Consider the following 17,546-nt stretch of genomic DNA (forward strand, 5'->3'; position numbering starts at 1 on the left):
GACCCCCTTGAGGAGTTGACTACTATTCAGTAAGTTCGGGCTGTCAAGGGGGTGTGCCCGGTGCGAAGACTCGTACTGTCCCGCAAGGCGGTCCTGGCGACCGCGGCGGTGCTGCTGATCGTCGTGGGCCTGGTGCTCGGCCTGGTCGGCCTCGTCCTCGGCGTGGCCGTGAACCAGCAGAGGATGTCCTTCGGCGGGTTCGATCCGCACCTGATGGCGATCGCGGCCTGGATCGGCCAGGGCGCCCTGGCGGTCGTCTTCGTGGTGACCGGGGTGCTGGTCGCGCTGGCCGCCGCGCGCGACGCGACGGCGGGGACGCCGACCCGGGTGCTGCTGCTGATCGCCTGCGTGGTGGACGGGGTGCTGGCGGCGGCGCTGCTGGCGCTGATGGGCGTCGGCGTCTTCCTCGTCCTCCTGCTGCTGCTCGCGCTCTTCGTCGCGGCCTTCCTGCTCCTCCGCGACTATCCGGCCCCGCCGGCGGACGCGCCGCACAGCCCCACCCCGGCGGCCTGACCCCGGCCCACCGCCGACCGGTGCCGGAGACACCAGGGGCGCCGGGGGATCACGGCGCGGCGCTGGCGGACCGCTGCTCCGGCCCCGGCTCCGGGGCCTGCCTTCCCGGCTTCGCGGCCGGCGGCCGAGCGGTCGCCTCCCGCGTGACGTCGCCCAGCAGCTCCACGACGTCGGCGCCGTAGGCGCTCGGCTGGACGACCTTCAGCAGCAGACAGAACGTCCCCTCGGTGCCGTAGCGGTGGGCGAGCCGCCGGTACTGGGCCGAGAGCCAGCGGGCGGCCGCCAGGTTGGCGATCGCGCTCTGCCCGCAGACCAGGAAGGTCGGCCGGCCGCCCTCGCCGGCGGTGATCCGGGCCAGCAGGGCGTACTCGGCCTCGTCGCTCCGCAGATACTCGCGTCCGCCGACCTCGAGGCCGCGTTCCATCCGGACCCCGGGCAGCTTCCAGCGCAGATGGGCCGCCGTGCGGTTGTTGGCGGCCGGACCGCCGACGCAGAACTCGGTGCGCCCGCCCAGCCCCTGGGTGACCTGGTCGTGGCCGACCACGTCGGCCCGGGCGCCGCACTCGCGGATCAGCGCGGCCAGTTCCATCACCGCCAGCACGTCCCGGCGGTTGACGCTGACCTCGGTCCCGCTCATGTGCCGGGGCAGCACCGTCGTGCAGCCACTGTCCGCGCGCAGGCCGAAGAAGGCGCGCTTGCGCTCCAGCCGCCGCCGCAGCAGCCCCCTCTGCACCGTCCAGGCGAGCGCCGCGCTGACCGCGCTGGACACCACGCCGAGCACGACGTTGAGCACGCTGTCCCCCATACGGAGCAGCCTACCGGCGGGGGCCGTCCGCCCGGGACGGGTGACGCGGCGTCAGGAGGCGGGCGCCCAAAGGTCGGTGATCCGCACGCCCAGCTTCGCCAGCAGGCCGCGGAGCAGCGGCAGGGAGAGGCCGATGACGTTCCCCGGGTCGCCGTCGATGCCGTCGATGAACGGGGCGGACCTGCCGTCCAGGGTGAACGCCCCGGCCACGTTCAGCGGCTCGCCGGAGGCGACGTAGGCGGCGATCTCCTCGTCGGTGGGGCTGCCGAAGCGGACGGTGGTGGAGGCGGTCGCCCCCGCGCGCCCGCCGGTGGCGGTGTCGATCACGCAGTGCCCGGTGCGCAGCACGCCCTCCCGCCCGCGCATGGACTGCCACCGGCGCAGCGCCTCGGCCGGCTGGCCGGGCTTGCCCAGCGCCTCGCCGTCCAGGTCGAGCACCGAGTCGCAGCCGATCACCAGGGTGGGTTCGGCCTGCAGCGAGGCCACCGCCTCGGCCTTGGCCTCGGCCAGGATCTGGGCGAGTTCACCGGGGGTGGGGGCGGAGAGGGCGTCCTCGTCCACGCCGCTCACCTCCACCCGGGGGTCCAGTCCTGCCTGGCGCAGCAGCCCGAGCCGGGCGGGCGAGGCGGAGGCGAGGACCAGGGTGCGGCGGATGGTGTCGGTCATGGCGATCAGCGTACTGGCGGGTCCGGCGTCAACCCGCCGGTCCCGGGATCACCCACCGCTCGCGATGACGAGCAGCACGAGGACCGCGCACACGGTGATGCACACCGCGGCACGACGGAGCATCGCCGCGGCGCGGCGCTCCTCGGCCGACGGCTCATCGGCGGGATCCGACCACAGCACACCTCCGAGGGTGCCGGGCCGTCCTCCGCCGCGCCTGAGTACCCGTACTCAATCGGGTACTCAGCCTTCTCGGCTAGGCCCAGGCGGAGGTGCGCCAGGCGGCCCGGCCCGGCTGCGGCATCGCCCGGCGGGCGAGCGCCCGGGCGTGGTCGGACCAGACGGACGCGGCACCCGACTCGTCGCTCGGCGTGCTCGCGGCGGCGTTGGCGCGGGCGGAGACCACGGCGATCACCGCGGCGATCTCCTCCGGGGTGGGCCGGCCGTGCAGGACCTTGATGGGCGTCATGATCTGCCTCCTGAAGGGGGGTCAGGCGTAGCGTATGCCACCTCCTGAGCAGGGGGTACATGTGTGGGTCGCCACATCCCGCCGGGGGTTTCGGCCCGGCGATAGGGTGGCCGGCATGAGCTCCTCGTGGACTGATCTGGAACGGCCCCCGCTCCGCGAGGCGGCCCTGCGCCGGGCGCTGGTGCGGGAGGGCGGACTCTGGTCCGCGCTGACGGTTCTGCCCCGCACCGGCTCCACCAACACCGACCTGGCCGCCCAGGCCCGCTCCGGCGCCCCCGCCGGCGCGGTCCTGCTGGCGGACGAGCAGACGGCGGGGCGCGGACGGCTGGACCGCGCCTGGGCGGCGCCGCCGCGCTCCGGCATCCACTGCTCGTTCCTGCTGCGCCCCACCGCGCCGCTGACCCGCTGGGGCTGGCTCCCGCTGCTCACCGGGGTGGCCGCGGCCGGGGCGCTGAGCCGGGCCGCCGAGCTGGACGTCCGGCTGAAGTGGCCGAACGACCTGCTGGTGCCCGTCGGCGGGGAGGAGCGGAAGCTCGGCGGGATCCTCGCCGAGGCGGTCTCCGGCGGGCCTGCCTCCGAGGAAGGGGACGGGGTGGTGATCGGGGTCGGCGTCAACGTCTCGCTCACCGCCGAGGAGCTGCCGGTGCCGACGGCCGGTTCGCTGAAGCTGGCCGGCTCGGCCCACCTCGACCGGGACACCCTGGTGCGGATGGTGCTGCGGGAGTTCGCGGACCGCTATCGCGCCTGGGAGGAGGCCGGCGGCGATCCGGACGGCTCCGGGCTGCGCGAGGCCTACCTCGAACGGTGCGCGACCATCGGCCGGACGGTCCGGGTGGAGCTGCCCGGCGATCGCGAACTCCGGGGCGAGGCGGTGTCGGTGGACGACGACGGACGCCTGGTGGTGCGCGCCGGGGACGGTGCCGAGGAGGCGGTCGGCGCAGGAGACGTGGTGCATGTGCGCCCAGTGTGATGATCAGCTGAGCACGGTCTCTCAGGGGGGCGGCCACCCGGAACGGGTGATTCCGTGCGACTATTCCTCAGGACACCGGTGTGAGCGAGGCCACTTCGGGGACATGCCGGTGGTGCCCGCACACGCAGGGAGCGCGCGAGGACGGATCTGGTGGCAGGGAACGATGAAAGCGGTGCGAACGACGACATCGAGCTCGCCGAGATCGCTGAGCACCGGGTGCGGACCGGGCCTCCCGGAGAGAGCGGGGAGCGCGCGGCGGGCCCCGCGGGCCGCGATGAGCCCGGCGAGCCGGAGGACGGTGAGTCCGAGGACGACGAGCCGCCCCAGGACCAGGTCGCCGCACGGCTCGAACAGCTGATCCTCGACTCCGAGCGGAAGTACACCCCGTTCCAGACCGCCCGCGCGGCCGGCGTCCCGATGGAGCTGGCCACCAGGTTCTGGCGGGCGATGGGCTTCGCCGACATCGGCCAGTCCAAGGCCTTCACCGACGCCGACGTGATCGCCCTCCGGCGGCTGGCCGGTCTGGTCGAGGCGGGCCTGCTGAGCGAGTCGATGGCGGTCCAGGTCGCCCGCTCCACCGGGCAGACCACCGCGCGGCTCGCCGAATGGCAGATCGACTCGGTGCTGGAGAACCTCACCGACGCCGCCGAGCCCGGCCTCTCCCGCGCGGACATCGCGTACCCCCTGGTCGAGCTGCTGCTGCCGGAGCTGGAGCAGTTCCTGGTCTACGTCTGGCGGCGGCAGCTGGCGGCGGTGACCGGCCGGGTGGTCAACGCCTCGGACGACGACGAGATGCAGAGCGGCCGGCTGGCGGTCGGCTTCGCCGACCTCGTCGGCTTCACCCGGCTCTCCCGGCGGCTGGAGGAGGAGGAGCTCGGCGAGCTGGTCGAGTCCTTCGAGACCACCTGCGCGGACGTGGTCGCCGGGCTCGGCGGCCGGCTGGTCAAGACCCTCGGCGACGAGGTGCTGTTCGTCTCCGAGGACGCGGCCACGGCGGCCGACGTCGCGCTCTCCCTGGTGGAGACGCTCAGCAAGGATGACGCGATGCCGGCGCTGCGGGTCGGGATGGCCTTCGGCACCGTCACCACCCGGATGGGCGACGTCTTCGGCACCACCGTCAACCTGGCCAGCCGGCTGACCTCGATCGCCCCCAAGGACGCCGTGCTGGTCGCCGAGGAGTTCGCGACGGCCCTGCGGCGCGAGGGCGCGGCGCCGCCGCTGGACTCGCCGGAGCAGGCGGAGGCGCACGGCGGGCCGCCGCCCGGGGCGGTGGACGCACTGTCGGCGGTGGCCTCGGTCGGCGTCTCCGCGGAGGAGCGGGCCTCGGCGGCGGAGTCGGACGCGCCGGCCCCCGGCCCGTACCCCTACCAGCTGCAGCCGATGTGGCGGCGCCCGGTGCGGGGGCTGGGCCTGGTCGAGCCCTGGCTGCTGACCCGCCGGGGCTGAACCGGGCCCGCGAGGGCGGGGTCGGGGACGATGATGACCCGCCGTAGTCGTTCAAAAGGGGCATATCGGCCGGTTGCTCCCTAAGATTTCCGGCGTGCGGGCAGATAGCGATTCCGGTGGCGGCGACACCCGGCTGCGTCATGTCGTCTCGTTGACGCAGGCCATGTCCGCAGCCCAGACCCGTCGTGACGCCGTTCGCGGGGCGGCCGTGCAGGCGATGGACGCGCTGGACGCGACCTTCGCGGCGATCTCCGTCTGGGAGCGCGAGACCGGTCGGCTGCGCGTCCTGGTCAATCACGGAGAGTTGTCGCCGGACGAGGAGGAGCTCCCCGAGGACGAGTCCTATCCTGTGGCCGAGTATCCGGAGATCGCCCGCTTCCTCGAACAGCGCGGCCTCGGCGAGCCCTGGACCTCGGACGGCCTGCCGCGGGCCTGGGTGCAGACCGCGGACGACCCGTCCGAAGGGCCGGACGCCGACGGCGACCTGCCGGGTGCCCCCGGGCTCAGCCGGAACGGGCCGTTCTGCCGCGAGCGGGTCGCCGGGCTGCGCCGGCGCGGGCGCGGCTGCTGCCTGGTCGCGCCGATCGTGCTGCGCGGGCGCGCCTGGGGCGAGCTCTATCTGGCCCGGTCGGTCGGGGCCCCGGTCTTCGATGACCGGGACGCCGAGTACGCCACGGTGCTCGCGGCGCAGATCTCCGCCGGCCTCGCGCAGAGCGAGCGCCTGGAGGAGGTCAGCAGGCTGGCCTTCACCGATCCGCTGACCGGCCTGGCCAACCGGCGCGCCGTGGACGCCCGGCTGGACGAGGCGCTGGAGCGGCACCGGGTCGACGGCACCGTGGTGTCCCTGGTGATGTGCGACGTCAACGGCCTGAAGCAGGTCAACGACGAGCAGGGGCACGAGGTCGGAGACCGGCTGCTGGAACGATTCGCCAATCAGCTCTCGCTCTGCGGGGCGAAGCTCCCCGGCAGCGTGGCCGGCCGGCTCGGCGGCGACGAGTTCTGCCTGGTCTCGGCGGGGGCGAGCGCCGACGAGGTGATCGCGGTGGCGGAGGAGCTGTGCGCCCTCGCCATGCGGCTGGAGGAGGGCCACGGGGTGGCCTGCGGGATCGCCTCCACCGGTGACTCGATCGGCCCGGTGACCACCGCGGACCGGCTCTTCCGGCTGGCCGACGCGGCCCAGTACCGGGCGAAGGCCGGCCGGGCCACCCATCCGGTGGTGGCCGGCCGCGGCGCCAGCCCGGACGCCGTCGTACGGCTCGCCGACCATCCGCCGAACGGCGGCGCGATCCCGGCGCGGGAGCGCCGGCGGTTCCGCGGGGCCACCCGGTCCGCGAACCCGGGCGCCCTGGTCGGCGCGGTGCTGGCGGCGCTGGACGCCTCCGCATACCCGCTCGACGCGCAGGCCGGGGAGAGCGAGAAGCAGGTGCCGGCCCAGGCGCCCGCGGGGGAGGCCTGGCTCCCCGGGCCGTGGCCGCCGGGCGGCGAGGCCGGCGGCGGCAGCACCGCCACCGAGCTCAGGGTCAGGTACCGGGTGCACCCGGGGGACACCCTGGGGCGGCTGCGGGTCGTCGCGGAGACGACGGCGCGGATGGTGGACGCGGTCGCCTGGTGGATCTCCTACGTCCCCCCGGGCTCCCAGCTGATGCGGACCGCCGCGTACGGGGTGGAGCGGATGACCGCCGCGCGGGCGCGGAGCTCCGCTGCGGGCGGCGGCGATATGCAGCGGGCCGTCATCGAGGCCCCGGACGCGGTCTTCGACCTGCGCTCCTACCCGCTGACGGCGCGGGCGGTGCGGGGGGACGCGTTCTGGCTGCGGGCGGGGGCGCCGGGGAACGACCCGGCGGAGGAGGCCGTGCTGGTGGTCGGCGGGTACCGGGCGATGGTGGCGGCGGGCGGCCGGAACGTCGCCGGCGGCTGGCTGCTGGAGGTCTTCGCCGACGAGGCGACCCTGCCGCTGACCGGTGTGGCGCCGGCGCTGCGCGCGCTGCTGGCGGTCGCGCTGTCGGGACCGGCGTCGGCGCCGGACTGACCGCGGTCCCCCCGCCCCTCGACGCGCCCTGCGGGCTCGTCCGGGGCGGGGTGGTCCGGGGCCCGCTCAGCCGGATCTCGGCCGGGTCTCAGCCGGTCGCCGCCGAGGCCGGGGCCTCCGCCGGGACGCGGTCCGCGTGGGTGTAGAGGTTCGCTGAGCGGCCGCGCAGGAAGCCGATCAGGGTGAGGCCCAGTTCGTCGGCGAGGTCGACGGCGAGGGAGGACGGCGCGGAGACCGCCGCGAGGAACGGGATGCCGGCCAGCGCCGCCTTCTGCGTCAGCTCGAAGGACGCCCGCCCGCTGACCATCAGCACATGCCCGCGCAGCGGCAGCAGCCCCTCCCGCAGCGCCCAGCCGACCACCTTGTCGACGGCGTTGTGCCGCCCGACGTCCTCGCGGAGGCAGCGCAGCTCGCCGTCGGCGGTGAAGAGCCCCGCCGCGTGCAGCCCGCCCGTCGAGTCGAAGACCTTCTGCGCCGCGCGCAGCCGGTCGGGGAGTTCGAAGAGGGTGTCGGCGGAGAGCTCGGTGCGGTCCTCCGTGAGGTCCCAGCGGGAGTGGGTGCGCACCGAGTCGATGGTGTCCCGCCCGCAGATCCCGCAGGCGCTGGACATCAGCAGGTTGCGGTGGGCGGAGAGCGGCCGCGCGGCGCGGGCCGCCCCGCCCAGCACCGCGTCGATCACGTTGTAGGTGTTGGCGCCGTCCTCGTCCGTCCCCGCGCAGTAGCGCAGCGCGGAGAGCTCGTCGGCCTCGGCGACCAGGCCCTCCGCCACCAGGAAGCCGGCGACCAGGTCGAAGTCCTGGCCGGGCGTGCGCATGGTGATGGTGAGCGCCTCGCCGCCCAGCCGGATCTCCAGCGGTTCCTCGGCGGCGAGGGTGTCCGGACGGATGACGCGGCGTTCGTCGGCAAGCCTGACGACCCGTCGGCGCGCGGTGACTCGACCCATGCCCCAACTCTCGCACAGACCAGCGACGCTGACACCGGCCCGGCGATCACCCGCTCAGCCGCGGTGGGTGCTCCGCGCGCGGGCGACGTTGACCGCCACGATCCCCAGCCAGACGACCACCAACCCGATCGGCCCGCCGCCGCGGAAGCCGGTGGTGGCGATGGCGGTCAGCGGAATCGCGATGATCAGGGAGAAGGCGGCGAACCAGGCGTCGCTGCGCGGCTGCCGCGGCTGCCGTCCCGAGCGCCGCTCGCGGATGCCGGCGGCGTCCTCCTCGGCGAGCCGTCTGCGGACGCGCTCCTCGACCCGGGCGTCCAGTCGGTCCTCGACGCGGTCGAGGAAGGAGTCCACGATTTCGGACTCATAGCCGGCGCCGAGCTCCTTGCGGGTCTCCACGGCGGCGAGCAGGTCCTTCTTGACGGAATCGTCGTACCTCACGGAGTCGCGGTCCATGAGCCGAGACTAGGTCGCGGGAGGGCGGGGCGGCCGTCCGATCGGGGCCGAATCAGGGGAAGCTCAGGGAGGCGTCAGGGGGGTCTCAGGGGCGGCCCGGGGGTTTCTCAGGGTGGGCTGTCCGGCGCATTAGGACGGGATCGTCCTGGTAAGTCGTCCCGGTCTTCGAGGGAAAAGATCTGGTGGGAGAGGTCGTCCCGGTTAGAGTCTTGACCCACCCGCAGCCTCGGAGGATCGCGATGAGTGTGCCCAGTGCGCCACAGGAGGGTGCCGCGTCGGGTGCCGCGCCGGGTGTGGTCGAGGCGGGGCCGTCCACCCGGCTGCTGCGCCTCTTCGAGGGGCACCGGCTGACGCCCACCCAGCGCCGGATCGCCCACGCCCTGGTGACCAACGCCGCGGAGACCCCCTTCCTGTCCAGCGTCGAGGTGGCCGAGCTGGCCGGGGTCAGCCAGCCGTCGGTGACCAGGTTCGCCGTGGCGCTCGGCTTCGACGGCTACCCGGCGCTCCGCAGGCGGCTGCGCGAGCTGGGGCTGGCGGAGGGCGCGGAGGCCGCCGCGGCCGGTTCCCGGGAGACGCCGGGCGAGGCCGCGCGGAACGAGCACCAGCAGGCGGTCCTCTCCGAGCTGGCCAATCTGGAGCGGCTGGCGGAGGTGCTCGCCGACCCGGAGCCGGTGCAGCGGGCGGCCCGGGCGATGGCCGCGTCCCGGCCGCTGCCGGTGGTCGGGCTGCGCGCGGCCTCCGCGCAGGCGGCCGGCTTCAGCTACTTCGCCAGGAAGGTGCACCCGGACGTCCGGCTCCTCGACGAGGGCGGCAGCATGCTGGCCGAACGGCTCGACCGGGCCGTGGACGCCGGGGCGAGCACCCTCCTCTGCTTCGCGCTGCCGCGCTATCCGCGGGAGCTGGTGGAGGTGCTGGAGCAGGCGCGGGACCGGAAGCTCTTCGTGGTGACGGTGGCGGACAGCGCGTTCGCGCCGGTCGCCCGGCTCTCCGATCTGCTGCTGCCGGCGGCGGTGGGCAGCCAGCTGGTCTTCGACACGGCGTGCGCGCCGATGATGCTGGGCCGGGTGCTGCTGCAGGCGATGTGCGACGAACTGCCGGACGCCGAGGCCAGGTTGGAGCAGTTCGAGCGGACGGCGGCGTCGCGCGGGCTGTTCCTGGACTGAGTCCGGGGTGGGGCCGGGCGCGGCGCCGCCGTGGTTCCGGGGCCGGGTGGTGCGGTGCGGTGGGGGTCAGTGCTCGCCGGTGGAGTGGGTGTGCGGCAGGCGGACCCAGCCGGAGGCGCCGGTGCGCAGGTCCCGGACCAGCGACCACACGCCGTTGTCGCGGATCACCTCGAACCTGTCGCCGGCCTTCAGCAGGCCGGTGACCGGGTCGTCGGCGTCCGGGCCGTGCCGCAGCGAGAGCGCGGGGCCCTCGTGGCGGACCGCCTCGCCCGGGCGGCCTTCGGCGTTGCGGCCGGTCTCGTGGTGGCGGCCGGTCTCGTGATGGCCGGTCTCGTGACGCCCCGTCTCGTGGCGGCCGGTCTCGTGACGCCCCGACTCGTGCCCCAACGCGGACTCGTGGCCGGTCTCGTGGCCCGTCTCGTGGCCCGGCCTGTGGTGGGTCGGGAGGGTGCGGTGGACGGTCCTGCCGGTGGTGTGGGTGGTGGCGCCGGTGAGGGTGTGGCCGTGCCGGACGACGTGGTCGTGCCGGACGGCGTGGCCGGCGTGGCCGGGCTTGTGGTGCCTGGTCAGCCGCTCGTGGTGGGCGGCCGCGAGGTGCCCGGCGGACGGGTGCCCGGCGGTGGCGCGGCCCTTGTCGTCGGCGTCGTGGCGGTGGTGGGCCGTCGCGGCCTGCGCCGCGCCCGCCGGGAGGGCCAGGACGGCGGCCGCGCTGATCGCGGTGACGAGGACGGAGCGGACGCGCGCCTTGGCGGTGGGGCTCGGCGCGGGGGACTGCGACATCGGGTGGCTCCCTTTCGGTGGGACGGGGACTGATCGGGAAGCGGAACGACCGGCGCGACCCGCGACCGGCCTTCCGACCTGCCTGAACCGTTCCGACCGGTAATCGGACATCCCCGCGGCCCACCCTTCACCCGCACAGGGCAGCGCGCGGCCCTCCGCTGCGCTGCCCTGGCGCCCCGTGCGTTCGGAATCCGGTGAGACCGGGTGAGACTACGGTTGGACGGCCATCGCGAAGACGTGGATCGCGCTGGACGAGGGCAGCGTCACGCTCGCCACCTGCTTCCCCGCGGTCAGCGGGATCGCGTTGGTGTAGAGGCGGTACGAGACCCCGTAGTTGGCCGGACCGGTGGGGGTGTTCCGGTGGTCGGTGGTGAAGGCCGTCTTCGCCCCGTAGCTGTCGGTCGCCCCGCAGCACCAGTTGGGGAAGCCCAGGGTGCCGGTGGAGCTGCTGCCGTCGGTGTAGTGGACGGTGACGGTGTCGGAGGTGAAGCCGGCCTCCGCGCCGAGGAAGGCCAACCGGCTTCCGCTGCCGCTGAGTTCGATGGTCGGCGAGCCGCCCGCGACGTTGTCCGGGGCGCCGGCCGCCGCGCTCGGCCAGGTGAAGGTGTAGCCGTTGGCGCTGAGGGTCGCGCCCGGGGTGACGCCGGCCGCGGCCAGCGCCTGGGCGGAGTAGCTGTCGCCGTCGCCGTCGAAGTTCCCCGGGGCGGTGTCGCTCTCGTCGCTGACGCCGACGTCGTCGAAGGCGTGGGCCAGGCTGGTGTACGGGAGGTCGTAGCTCACCGTCTCCTCGCCGGCGGAGCCGAGCCGCTCGCCGGCCGCGGTGTACGCCGCGGTGGCGGTGAGGGTGCTGGTGGACCTCCCCTCGGGCGGGGTGGGCGCGGTGACGGTGAACTCGGCGGTGGCCGAGTGGCCGGGCAGGACGTCGCCGATCCGGGCCCGGGACGGGGTGACCGTCCAGCCCGTGGGGGCGGAGAGGGAGAGCGCGGCCCCCTTCAGCGGTGACGGCCCGTCATCGGTGAGGGACACCGGCACCGTCACGGCCTTGCCGCCGGGGAAGTCCCGCTGGCCCAGGCCGACCACGGTCGCGGGCGCGGCGGTGCCGCCGCCCCGGGAGACCCGGTAGATCACCGTGCCGTGCGGGGGGACGGTGGCCGCGATGGTGCCGGTGGTCCGGGTGCGGGCCTTGGTCACGAGGTTCTTCAGGGTGTAGTCGCCGCCCCCGGGGAGGCCGGCCGTGGCGGCGGTGGTGGAGACGGTCTGCGCGATGTCGGCCTTGTTGAAGAGGACGACGGACCGGTCGCCGTTCGCCAGCGGCTTGCTGAGGACGTCGTACGGGGTGGCGGAGCCGGCCGGGGAGGACTGCACGACGGTGCCCTGCCTGCCCAGCGGGTCCTGGTCGACGGCGATGACGTCCTTGTTGGAGACGATCGCCAGCGGGGCGCCGGAGAGGGCGCCGACGTCCGTGGAGAGGAGGAGCGGGGAGGCTAGCTCGGACCAGAGGGTGAACTGGGACTGCTGCTCGGTCAGGGTGAGCCCGGGGTTCCCGGTCTCCAGCATGTCGGCGTCGTTCCAGTGGCCGGGGCCGGCGTACCGGGCGAGGCCGGGGGTGGAGGTCTGCGTGTAGTTGGTCAGCACGCTCGACCAGTTGTCGGCGATGTCGTCGCCGACCCGCCAGAGGTTCCCCTCCTGGCCGATCCACTTCATGATGTCCCAGAAGTCCTGGCCGTCGTAGTAGTAGGCCGGGGCGGACTCGGAGAAGACCATCGGGCGGCCGGTCTTCAGCAGGGCCTGGCTGGCCTGGGTGTAGACGATCTGGGCGACCTGGGCCGGGGTCTTGCCGGGGTAGTCGGAGAGCGGCTGGTAGCAGTAGTCCAGCTTGAGGTAGTCCACCCCCCACTTCGCGTAGTCGGCGGCGTCGGTGTCGAAGTGGCCGTAGGAGCCGGCGGCGCCCTGGCAGGTGTTGGTGCCGGCGTCCTCGTAGATGCCGAACTTCAGGCCCTCGGCGTGGAGGTGGTCGCCGACGGCCTTCATGCCGTCCGGGAAGCGGGTGGTGTCCACCTGGAGGTGGCCGGCGGCGTCCCGGGTCTTCTGCATCCAGCAGTCGTCGACGTTGACGTAGTCGTAGCCGAGCTTGGCCAGGCCCTTGGCGACGAGGGCGTCGCCGGTCTTCGTGAAGAGGTCGGCATTGATGTTGCAGCCGTACTTCGCCCAGTCGTTGAAGCCCATGGGCGGGGTGAGGGCCAGGCCGTTGTAGGAGCCGGCGGTCGTCCTGCTCGCGGCGGTGGTGGTGGCGGCGGTGGCGGTGCTCGCCGCGGCGGTGGGGGCGCCGGCCAGCGCGGCGGCGGCGAGAGCGGCGACCGCGGTGGCGGCGAGCGCGCCGAGGCGGAGCTTCCGGGGGTGTCTGGGCATCACACGCTTCCTCGCATCGGATGTCGGAACGTCGGGGCGTTGCCGTGCTGCCGTGCTGCCGTGCTGTGCGGTGCTGTGTCGTGCTGCGTCCGGCCGTGATGCGTGAAGCTGCATCACTCGGGCTGCGTCCGAGCAGATTCGCGCATTCCGGTTTCCCCGTCAACAGTCCCTCCTCATCCCGTTCTCAGGCCTCTTTCAGGAAGGCCGCCTAGCCTCTGCCGCCGTGAGAGCGGTACGCGGAAGGTATGGGCTGGCGCGGGTCTCGATCCTGCGCGGAACGGTGGCGGCGGCGCTGCTCTGGGCGGGGCTGCTCGGCGGCGCGGCCGGATCGCTGGTGCCGGTCCTGGTGCTGAACGCCTTCGTCTGGCTGAAGGTGGGCTCGGGGCTGCTCGTCCTCGGCTTCGCGGCGGGTCTGCTGCACCGGCGCCGGCTGATGTCCCGGCTGGCGGCGGACGCCGAGCGGGCCGGGTACGCGGTCACCCTGGAGCCGGTCGCGCTGACCCGCGCCCGGATGCGCCGGGCGCACGGCCTCTGGATCCTGGCCGGCGGGGTCGCGGGCTGCGTGACCGGCATCGCGACCGGCCCGGCGCTGGGGATGCTGCTGTTCGGTGCCGGTCTGGGCCTGGGCCTCTCCGCGCTGCTGATGCGGCGTCAGGAGCGGCGGACGGAAAGACTGGTGTGGGCGCCGGTCGCCGACGGGCGGGGGCTCGCCCGCCGCCGCGGGGCGCTGGGCCCGTTCCTCACCACCGGCCCCGCGGCGGGCCGGGACGCCCGCTGAGCGCCCGGCGGTTCACCCGGACGACGGCCCGCCGACGGCGTGCCGGAAGGCGGCCGACACCTCCGGCGCGGCCCGGTGGCATAGCTTCGCGGTGTGCCCGATCTGCCGCGCCGCTCGGCGCTGTCCGCGCTCTCGGCCGTCGCCGTCCTCGCCGCCGGGGCCGGGGCGGCGGCCTTCGCGGCCGGCGAGTCCTCCGCCGGTGGCGACGCGGCGGGGAACGGCTGGCGGATCGGTTCTGGCGGCACTCTGCCGGTGGACGACCGGTCGGCGCAGATCAAGGGGTACGCCTCGGCCGCGAGCGTCCCGGTCGGCGGCGTCCTCGACTTCCACGTCAGCACCCGGCCGGCCCGCCGCTACCGGATCACCGTCCACCGCGTCGACGGCGGCGGCGCCGACGGCGGGGCCCGGTTGCTGGCCGCCAGTCCGGAACTGCGCGGTACCGAGCATCCGGTGCCCGAGCCCCACCCGCGGACCGGGCTGATCCGCTGCGACTGGCCGGTCGGCTGGCGGCTGGAGGTCCCGCGGGGATGGCCGTCCGGCTCGTATCTGGCGGCCTTCACCGCCGAGAGCGGGCACCGGAGCTACGCCCCCTTCGTGGTGCGGGACGACGGCCGCCGGGCGGGCCTGCTGGTGGTCCTGCCGTTCGCCACCTACCAGGCGTACAACCAGTGGCCGCTGGACGGGCGGACCGGCAGGAGCCTCTACTACGGCTACGGCCACGACCCCTCCGGCGGGGCGGCCGAGGCCTCCGGCACCCCGGTGGACGCGGCGGGAGCGGCCATGGCCTACGGGCTGAGGGCGCGTCAGGTCTCCTTCGACCGGCCGTACTCCGGGATCGGTCTTCCACAGCGCGCCGACATGGACTTCCACGCTGTGCGGTGGCTGGAACGGGAGGGCTTCGGGGCGGACGCGGTGTACGCGGCGGGAACCGACCTCCACGACGGGACGGCGGACCTCTCGCGCTACCGGGCGGTGGTCTTCACCGGACACGACGAGTACTGGTCGGCCCCGATGCGGGAGGCGGTCGCCGCGGCGGTGGACGGGGGGACCAGCGTCGCCTTCCTCGGCGCCAACAACGTGTACTGGCACGTCCGCTTCCCCGGGGCCGGGGCGCGGACCGTGGAGTGCTGGAAGACCGATCCCGACCCCGCGCCCGGCCCCGGCGGTCCCACCCGCCGCTGGCGGGACCTCGGCCGGCACTCCGAGGAGGCCGAGCAGCGGCTGCTCGGCGTGCAGTACAACGGCATCCCGCGGACCGAGGTGCCGCTGGTGGTGGCCCGGTCGCGGCACTGGTTCTGGGCGGGCACCGGGGTGGCGGACGGCCATGCCGTCCCGCGGATCGTCGGCGGTGAGGCGGACGGGCTGGACGAGGCGGCGCCGCGCCCGGCGGCCGCCGTCGAGCAGGTGCTCCTCTCGGCCTCCCCGTACCGGCCGCACGGCCGTGCGGAGGCGACTCTGACCCAGCACACCAGCCTCTACCGGACCGGGCGCGGGGCGCTGTTCTTCGTCGCGGGCACGTTCAACTGGCCCGCCGGGCTGGACCGCCCGGGCTACGCCGATCCCCGCATCCAGCGCGCCACCCGCAATCTGCTGCGGCGGATGACGGCGAGCGGCCGAGGCAGCGACTGAGACGGCGATCGCGGCAGCACGCCGGTGGCGGCCACCGCCGCGAGCAGCAGCAACCACCCGGCGCCGACCGCCGCGCCCGTCACCAGCAGGGCGGCCAGCAGCACCGCATAGCCGAGCCCGGCCGCCGCGGGCCGGCGCCCCGGCCGGGAGTCCGGCTGGGACGCGGTCTCCCACCAGGCCGCGGCCAGCAGCACCGCCGGGCAGGAGAACCAGGGCGAGCCCAGGTCCGCCACCCGCAGCAGCCCGGGGCCGGCCGCCTCGGCGAGCCCGGCCGGCCCCCACTCGACGAGCGCCACCGCCGCCGAGGCGACCACCCCGGCGAGGAGCTGGGCTCCCAGACCGGCCAGCGCGGGCCGCCGGAGGCCGGGCCGGAGGGCCGCGGCCGCCCAGAGCGCGGCCAGCCCCAGCCAGACGCCGAGCCAGGCGTAGACCTCGCCCATGGAGGCCGCGTACGACCAGTCGTTGTGCCCGACCAGCCGCAGTCCCTGCCCGAGGACCCGGGCCAGCACTCGGTGGGCGGGGACGAACGCGGCCCCGGCCCAGGGCACGGCGGCCAGCGTCACCGCCGCGACCAGCGCCGCGGCCTGCACCGCCGCCCGCTCGCCCGTCCGCTCGCCCGTCCGCTCGGCCATCCTCCGACGGTATGCGCTCCGGGCCGGGGGAGGCGGCAGGGCACCGCCGAGTTCACCCGGTCTTCGGCGCGCCGACGCGTGAACCCCGGCTCCCGGGGCGGGGGGTCTGGACTCGGCTGCTGTGTACGGCTACATTCAGAGCCTGACGTTGTGAATGAAGTTATCCAGCAGGTGGCGGGCGAAGCGGCCCGCCGGAGAGGTCGGAGCATGGGCCGGACCGTTCGCGCGCCGCGCGGGAGCAAGCTCAACACCCTTGGCTGGCAGCAGGAAGCGGCCTACCGCATGCTGCAGAACAACCTCGACCCCGAGGTCGCCGAGCACCCCGAGAAGCTCGTCGTCTACGGCGGGACCGGCAAGGCCGCCCGCGACTGGCGCTCCTTCGACGCCATGCTGCGGACCCTCCAGACGCTGAAGCAGGACGAGACGATGCTCGTCCAGTCCGGCCGCCCGGTCGGCGTCATGCAGACCCACGAGTGGGCCCCGCGGGTCCTCCTCGCCAACTCCAACCTGGTCGGCGACTGGGCCAACTGGGAGGAGTTCCGCCGCCTGGAGCAGCTCGGCCTCACCATGTACGGCCAGATGACCGCCGGGTCCTGGATCTACATCGGCACCCAGGGCATCCTCCAGGGCACCTACGAGACCTTCGCGGCCGTCGCGGCCAAGAAGTTCGACGACACCCTGGCCGGGACCATCACCCTGACCGCCGGCCTCGGCGGGATGGGCGGCGCCCAGCCGCTCGCCGTCACCATGAACGGCGGCGTGGCGATCTGCGTCGACTGCGACCCGCGGGCCATCGACCGCCGGATCGAGCACCGCTACCTGGACGTCAAGGCCAACGACGTCAAGCACGCGCTGCAGCTGGCCACCGAGGCCAGGGACGCCCGCAAGCCGCTCTCCATCGGCCTGCTGGGCAACGCCGCCGAGCTGCTGCCGCAGCTCCTCGCGGACGGCGCCCCGATCGACATCGTCACCGACCAGACCTCGGCCCACGACCCGCTGTCCTACCTCCCGGTGGGCGTCGACTTCGACGACATGGCCGCCTACGCGGCCGAGAAGCCCGAGGAGTTCACCCAGCGCGCCCGCGAGTCGATGGCCAGGCACGTCGAGGCGATGGTCGGCTTCCAGGACGCCGGCGCCGAGGTCTTCGACTACGGCAACTCGATCCGCGGCGAGGCCAAGCTGGCCGGCTACGAGCGGGCCTTCGACTTCCCCGGCTTCGTCCCGGCGTACATCCGGCCGCTGTTCTGCGAGGGCAAGGGCCCGTTCCGGTGGGCCGCCCTCTCCGGCGACGCCAAGGACATCGCCGCCACCGACAAGGCGATCCTGGACCTCTTCCCGGAGAACGAGTCGCTGGCCCGCTGGATCAAGATGGCCGGCGAGCGGGTGCACTTCCAGGGCCTGCCCTCGCGGATCTGCTGGCTGGGCTACGGCGAGCGGGACAAGGCCGGCGAGCGGTTCAACGAGATGGTCGCCGACGGCACCATCAGCGCCCCGCTGGCCATCGGCCGCGACCACCTGGACTGCGGCTCGGTCGCCTCCCCGTACCGGGAGACCGAGGCGATGCTGGACGGCTCGGACGCGATCGCCGACTGGCCGCTGCTCAACGCCATGGTGAACGTCGCCTCCGGCGCCTCCTGGGTCTCCATCCACCACGGCGGCGGGGTCGGCATGGGCCGCTCCATCCACGCCGGGCAGGTCTCGGTGGCCGACGGCACCGCGCTCGCCGGGGAGAAGCTGCGCCGGGTGCTGACCAACGACCCGGGGATGGGCGTCATCCGGCACGTGGACGCCGGCTACGAGATCGCCGACCGGGTCGCCGACGAGCGCGGGGTCCGCGTCCCCATGCGCGAGGGGGAGTAGCACC

General features: G+C 74.6%; 16 protein-coding genes and 1 pseudogene. 8 read left to right on the forward strand and 9 right to left on the reverse strand.

What is annotated here, in order from left to right:
* Positions 1-60 precede the first annotated feature (60 nt).
* Entirely contained in the window at positions 61-513 is a 453-nt protein-coding gene (locus BS73_RS23640) for a hypothetical protein (RefSeq protein WP_051940360.1), read from the forward strand.
* A 49-nt stretch (positions 514-562) separates the two neighbouring features.
* Here the strand turns inward: BS73_RS23640 and BS73_RS23645 are convergent, their stop codons facing one another.
* The 4 genes from BS73_RS23645 to BS73_RS23655 form a co-directional block, all read right to left on the reverse strand.
* Complete coding sequence (locus tag BS73_RS23645) at positions 563-1,318, reverse strand: hypothetical protein (protein WP_051940362.1); 756 nt, start codon at positions 1,316-1,318, stop codon at positions 563-565.
* A 51-nt stretch (positions 1,319-1,369) separates the two neighbouring features.
* On the reverse strand, positions 1,370-1,984 hold the full coding sequence (locus BS73_RS23650) for a nucleoside triphosphate pyrophosphatase (protein ID WP_037575635.1): 615 nt from the start codon (positions 1,982-1,984) through the stop codon (positions 1,370-1,372).
* Positions 1,985-2,032: 48 nt separating this feature from the next.
* A complete protein-coding gene (mmpB, locus tag BS73_RS40460) occupies positions 2,033-2,164 on the reverse strand; it encodes a morphogenic membrane protein MmpB (RefSeq protein ID WP_265736875.1) in 132 nt (43 codons plus the stop codon).
* A gap of 73 nt (positions 2,165-2,237) precedes the next feature.
* The gene (locus BS73_RS23655) at positions 2,238-2,450 is read right to left on the reverse strand and encodes an acyl-CoA carboxylase subunit epsilon (RefSeq protein ID WP_037575638.1); all 213 of its coding nucleotides are present in this window, start codon (positions 2,448-2,450) and stop codon (positions 2,238-2,240) included.
* A gap of 115 nt (positions 2,451-2,565) precedes the next feature.
* Here BS73_RS23655 and BS73_RS23660 point away from each other — a divergent pair, with 115 nt between their 5' ends.
* The 3 genes and pseudogenes from BS73_RS23660 to BS73_RS39865 all read left to right on the forward strand — a co-directional run.
* Entirely contained in the window at positions 2,566-3,420 is an 855-nt protein-coding gene (locus BS73_RS23660; protein WP_037575641.1) for a biotin--[acetyl-CoA-carboxylase] ligase, read from the forward strand.
* A 216-nt stretch (positions 3,421-3,636) separates the two neighbouring features.
* Entirely contained in the window at positions 3,637-4,866 is a 1,230-nt protein-coding gene (locus BS73_RS23665; RefSeq protein WP_051941529.1) for an adenylate/guanylate cyclase domain-containing protein, read from the forward strand.
* Between the two features lie 163 nt (positions 4,867-5,029).
* Positions 5,030-6,184, forward strand: a pseudogene (locus BS73_RS39865) (diguanylate cyclase domain-containing protein); the annotation flags it as partial.
* Between the two features lie 799 nt (positions 6,185-6,983).
* Here the strand turns inward: BS73_RS39865 and fdhD are convergent.
* Together fdhD and BS73_RS23680 are read right to left on the reverse strand one after the other, a co-directional pair.
* Positions 6,984-7,838, reverse strand: coding sequence for a formate dehydrogenase accessory sulfurtransferase FdhD (gene fdhD, locus BS73_RS23675; protein ID WP_037575647.1), 855 nt, complete (start codon positions 7,836-7,838; stop codon positions 6,984-6,986).
* A gap of 54 nt (positions 7,839-7,892) precedes the next feature.
* On the reverse strand, positions 7,893-8,291 hold the full coding sequence (locus BS73_RS23680) for a hypothetical protein (protein WP_037575649.1): 399 nt from the start codon (positions 8,289-8,291) through the stop codon (positions 7,893-7,895).
* Positions 8,292-8,530: 239 nt separating this feature from the next.
* Here BS73_RS23680 and BS73_RS23685 point away from each other — a divergent pair, with 239 nt between their 5' ends.
* Positions 8,531-9,454 (forward strand): MurR/RpiR family transcriptional regulator, encoded by a 924-nt coding sequence (locus BS73_RS23685; protein ID WP_051940364.1) that lies wholly within the window; start codon positions 8,531-8,533, stop codon positions 9,452-9,454.
* Between the two features lie 66 nt (positions 9,455-9,520).
* Here BS73_RS23685 and BS73_RS23690 read toward each other — a convergent pair whose 3' ends face one another.
* A complete protein-coding gene (locus tag BS73_RS23690) occupies positions 9,521-10,234 on the reverse strand; it encodes an SH3 domain-containing protein (RefSeq protein WP_037575655.1) in 714 nt (237 codons plus the stop codon).
* 210 nt (positions 10,235-10,444) lie between these two features.
* Entirely contained in the window at positions 10,445-12,643 is a 2,199-nt protein-coding gene (locus BS73_RS34985) for an NEW3 domain-containing protein (protein ID WP_051940366.1), read from the reverse strand.
* 223 nt (positions 12,644-12,866) lie between these two features.
* Between BS73_RS34985 and BS73_RS23700 the strand changes: the two genes are divergently transcribed.
* Positions 12,867-13,421, forward strand: coding sequence for a hypothetical protein (locus BS73_RS23700; protein WP_037580799.1), 555 nt, complete (start codon positions 12,867-12,869; stop codon positions 13,419-13,421).
* 93 nt (positions 13,422-13,514) lie between these two features.
* Complete coding sequence (locus tag BS73_RS23705; RefSeq protein WP_037575658.1) at positions 13,515-15,050, forward strand: N,N-dimethylformamidase beta subunit family domain-containing protein; 1,536 nt, start codon at positions 13,515-13,517, stop codon at positions 15,048-15,050.
* On the opposite strand, the gene BS73_RS23710 is transcribed toward BS73_RS23705, so the two are convergent.
* On the reverse strand, positions 14,972-15,682 hold the full coding sequence (locus tag BS73_RS23710; protein ID WP_037575661.1) for a hypothetical protein: 711 nt from the start codon (positions 15,680-15,682) through the stop codon (positions 14,972-14,974). The genes BS73_RS23705 and BS73_RS23710 overlap by 79 nt on opposite strands.
* Before the next feature lie 207 nt (positions 15,683-15,889).
* Here BS73_RS23710 and hutU point away from each other — a divergent pair, with 207 nt between their 5' ends.
* On the forward strand, positions 15,890-17,542 hold the full coding sequence (hutU, locus tag BS73_RS23715) for a urocanate hydratase (RefSeq protein WP_037575664.1): 1,653 nt from the start codon (positions 15,890-15,892) through the stop codon (positions 17,540-17,542).
* Positions 17,543-17,546: the final 4 nt, after the last annotated feature.

Origin of the sequence: Phaeacidiphilus oryzae TH49 (genome assembly GCF_000744815.1) — a bacterium.
In the GTDB taxonomy this organism is placed as follows: Bacteria; Actinomycetota; Actinomycetes; order Streptomycetales; family Streptomycetaceae; genus Phaeacidiphilus; species Phaeacidiphilus oryzae.

What these genes read in the sequence shown, in the direction of transcription:
- BS73_RS23645 (WP_051940362.1), bottom strand. Translation starts at nt 1,318, where the DNA reads ATGGGGGACAGCGTGCTCAACGTCGTGCTCGGCGTGGTGTCCAGCGCG.
- BS73_RS23650 (WP_037575635.1), bottom strand. Translation starts at nt 1,984, where the DNA reads ATGACCGACACCATCCGCCGCACCCTGGTCCTCGCCTCCGCCTCGCCC.
- BS73_RS23655 (WP_037575638.1), bottom strand. Translation starts at nt 2,450, where the DNA reads ATGACGCCCATCAAGGTCCTGCACGGCCGGCCCACCCCGGAGGAGATC.
- BS73_RS23660 (WP_037575641.1), top strand. Translation starts at nt 2,566, where the DNA reads ATGAGCTCCTCGTGGACTGATCTGGAACGGCCCCCGCTCCGCGAGGCG.
- fdhD (WP_037575647.1), bottom strand. Translation starts at nt 7,838, where the DNA reads ATGGGTCGAGTCACCGCGCGCCGACGGGTCGTCAGGCTTGCCGACGAA.
- BS73_RS23680 (WP_037575649.1), bottom strand. Translation starts at nt 8,291, where the DNA reads ATGGACCGCGACTCCGTGAGGTACGACGATTCCGTCAAGAAGGACCTG.
- BS73_RS23685 (WP_051940364.1), top strand. Translation starts at nt 8,531, where the DNA reads ATGAGTGTGCCCAGTGCGCCACAGGAGGGTGCCGCGTCGGGTGCCGCG.
- BS73_RS23690 (WP_037575655.1), bottom strand. Translation starts at nt 10,234, where the DNA reads ATGTCGCAGTCCCCCGCGCCGAGCCCCACCGCCAAGGCGCGCGTCCGC.
- BS73_RS34985 (WP_051940366.1), bottom strand. Translation starts at nt 12,643, where the DNA reads ATGCCCAGACACCCCCGGAAGCTCCGCCTCGGCGCGCTCGCCGCCACC.
- BS73_RS23710 (WP_037575661.1), bottom strand. Translation starts at nt 15,682, where the DNA reads ATGGCCGAGCGGACGGGCGAGCGGACGGGCGAGCGGGCGGCGGTGCAG.
- hutU (WP_037575664.1), top strand. Translation starts at nt 15,890, where the DNA reads ATGGGCCGGACCGTTCGCGCGCCGCGCGGGAGCAAGCTCAACACCCTT.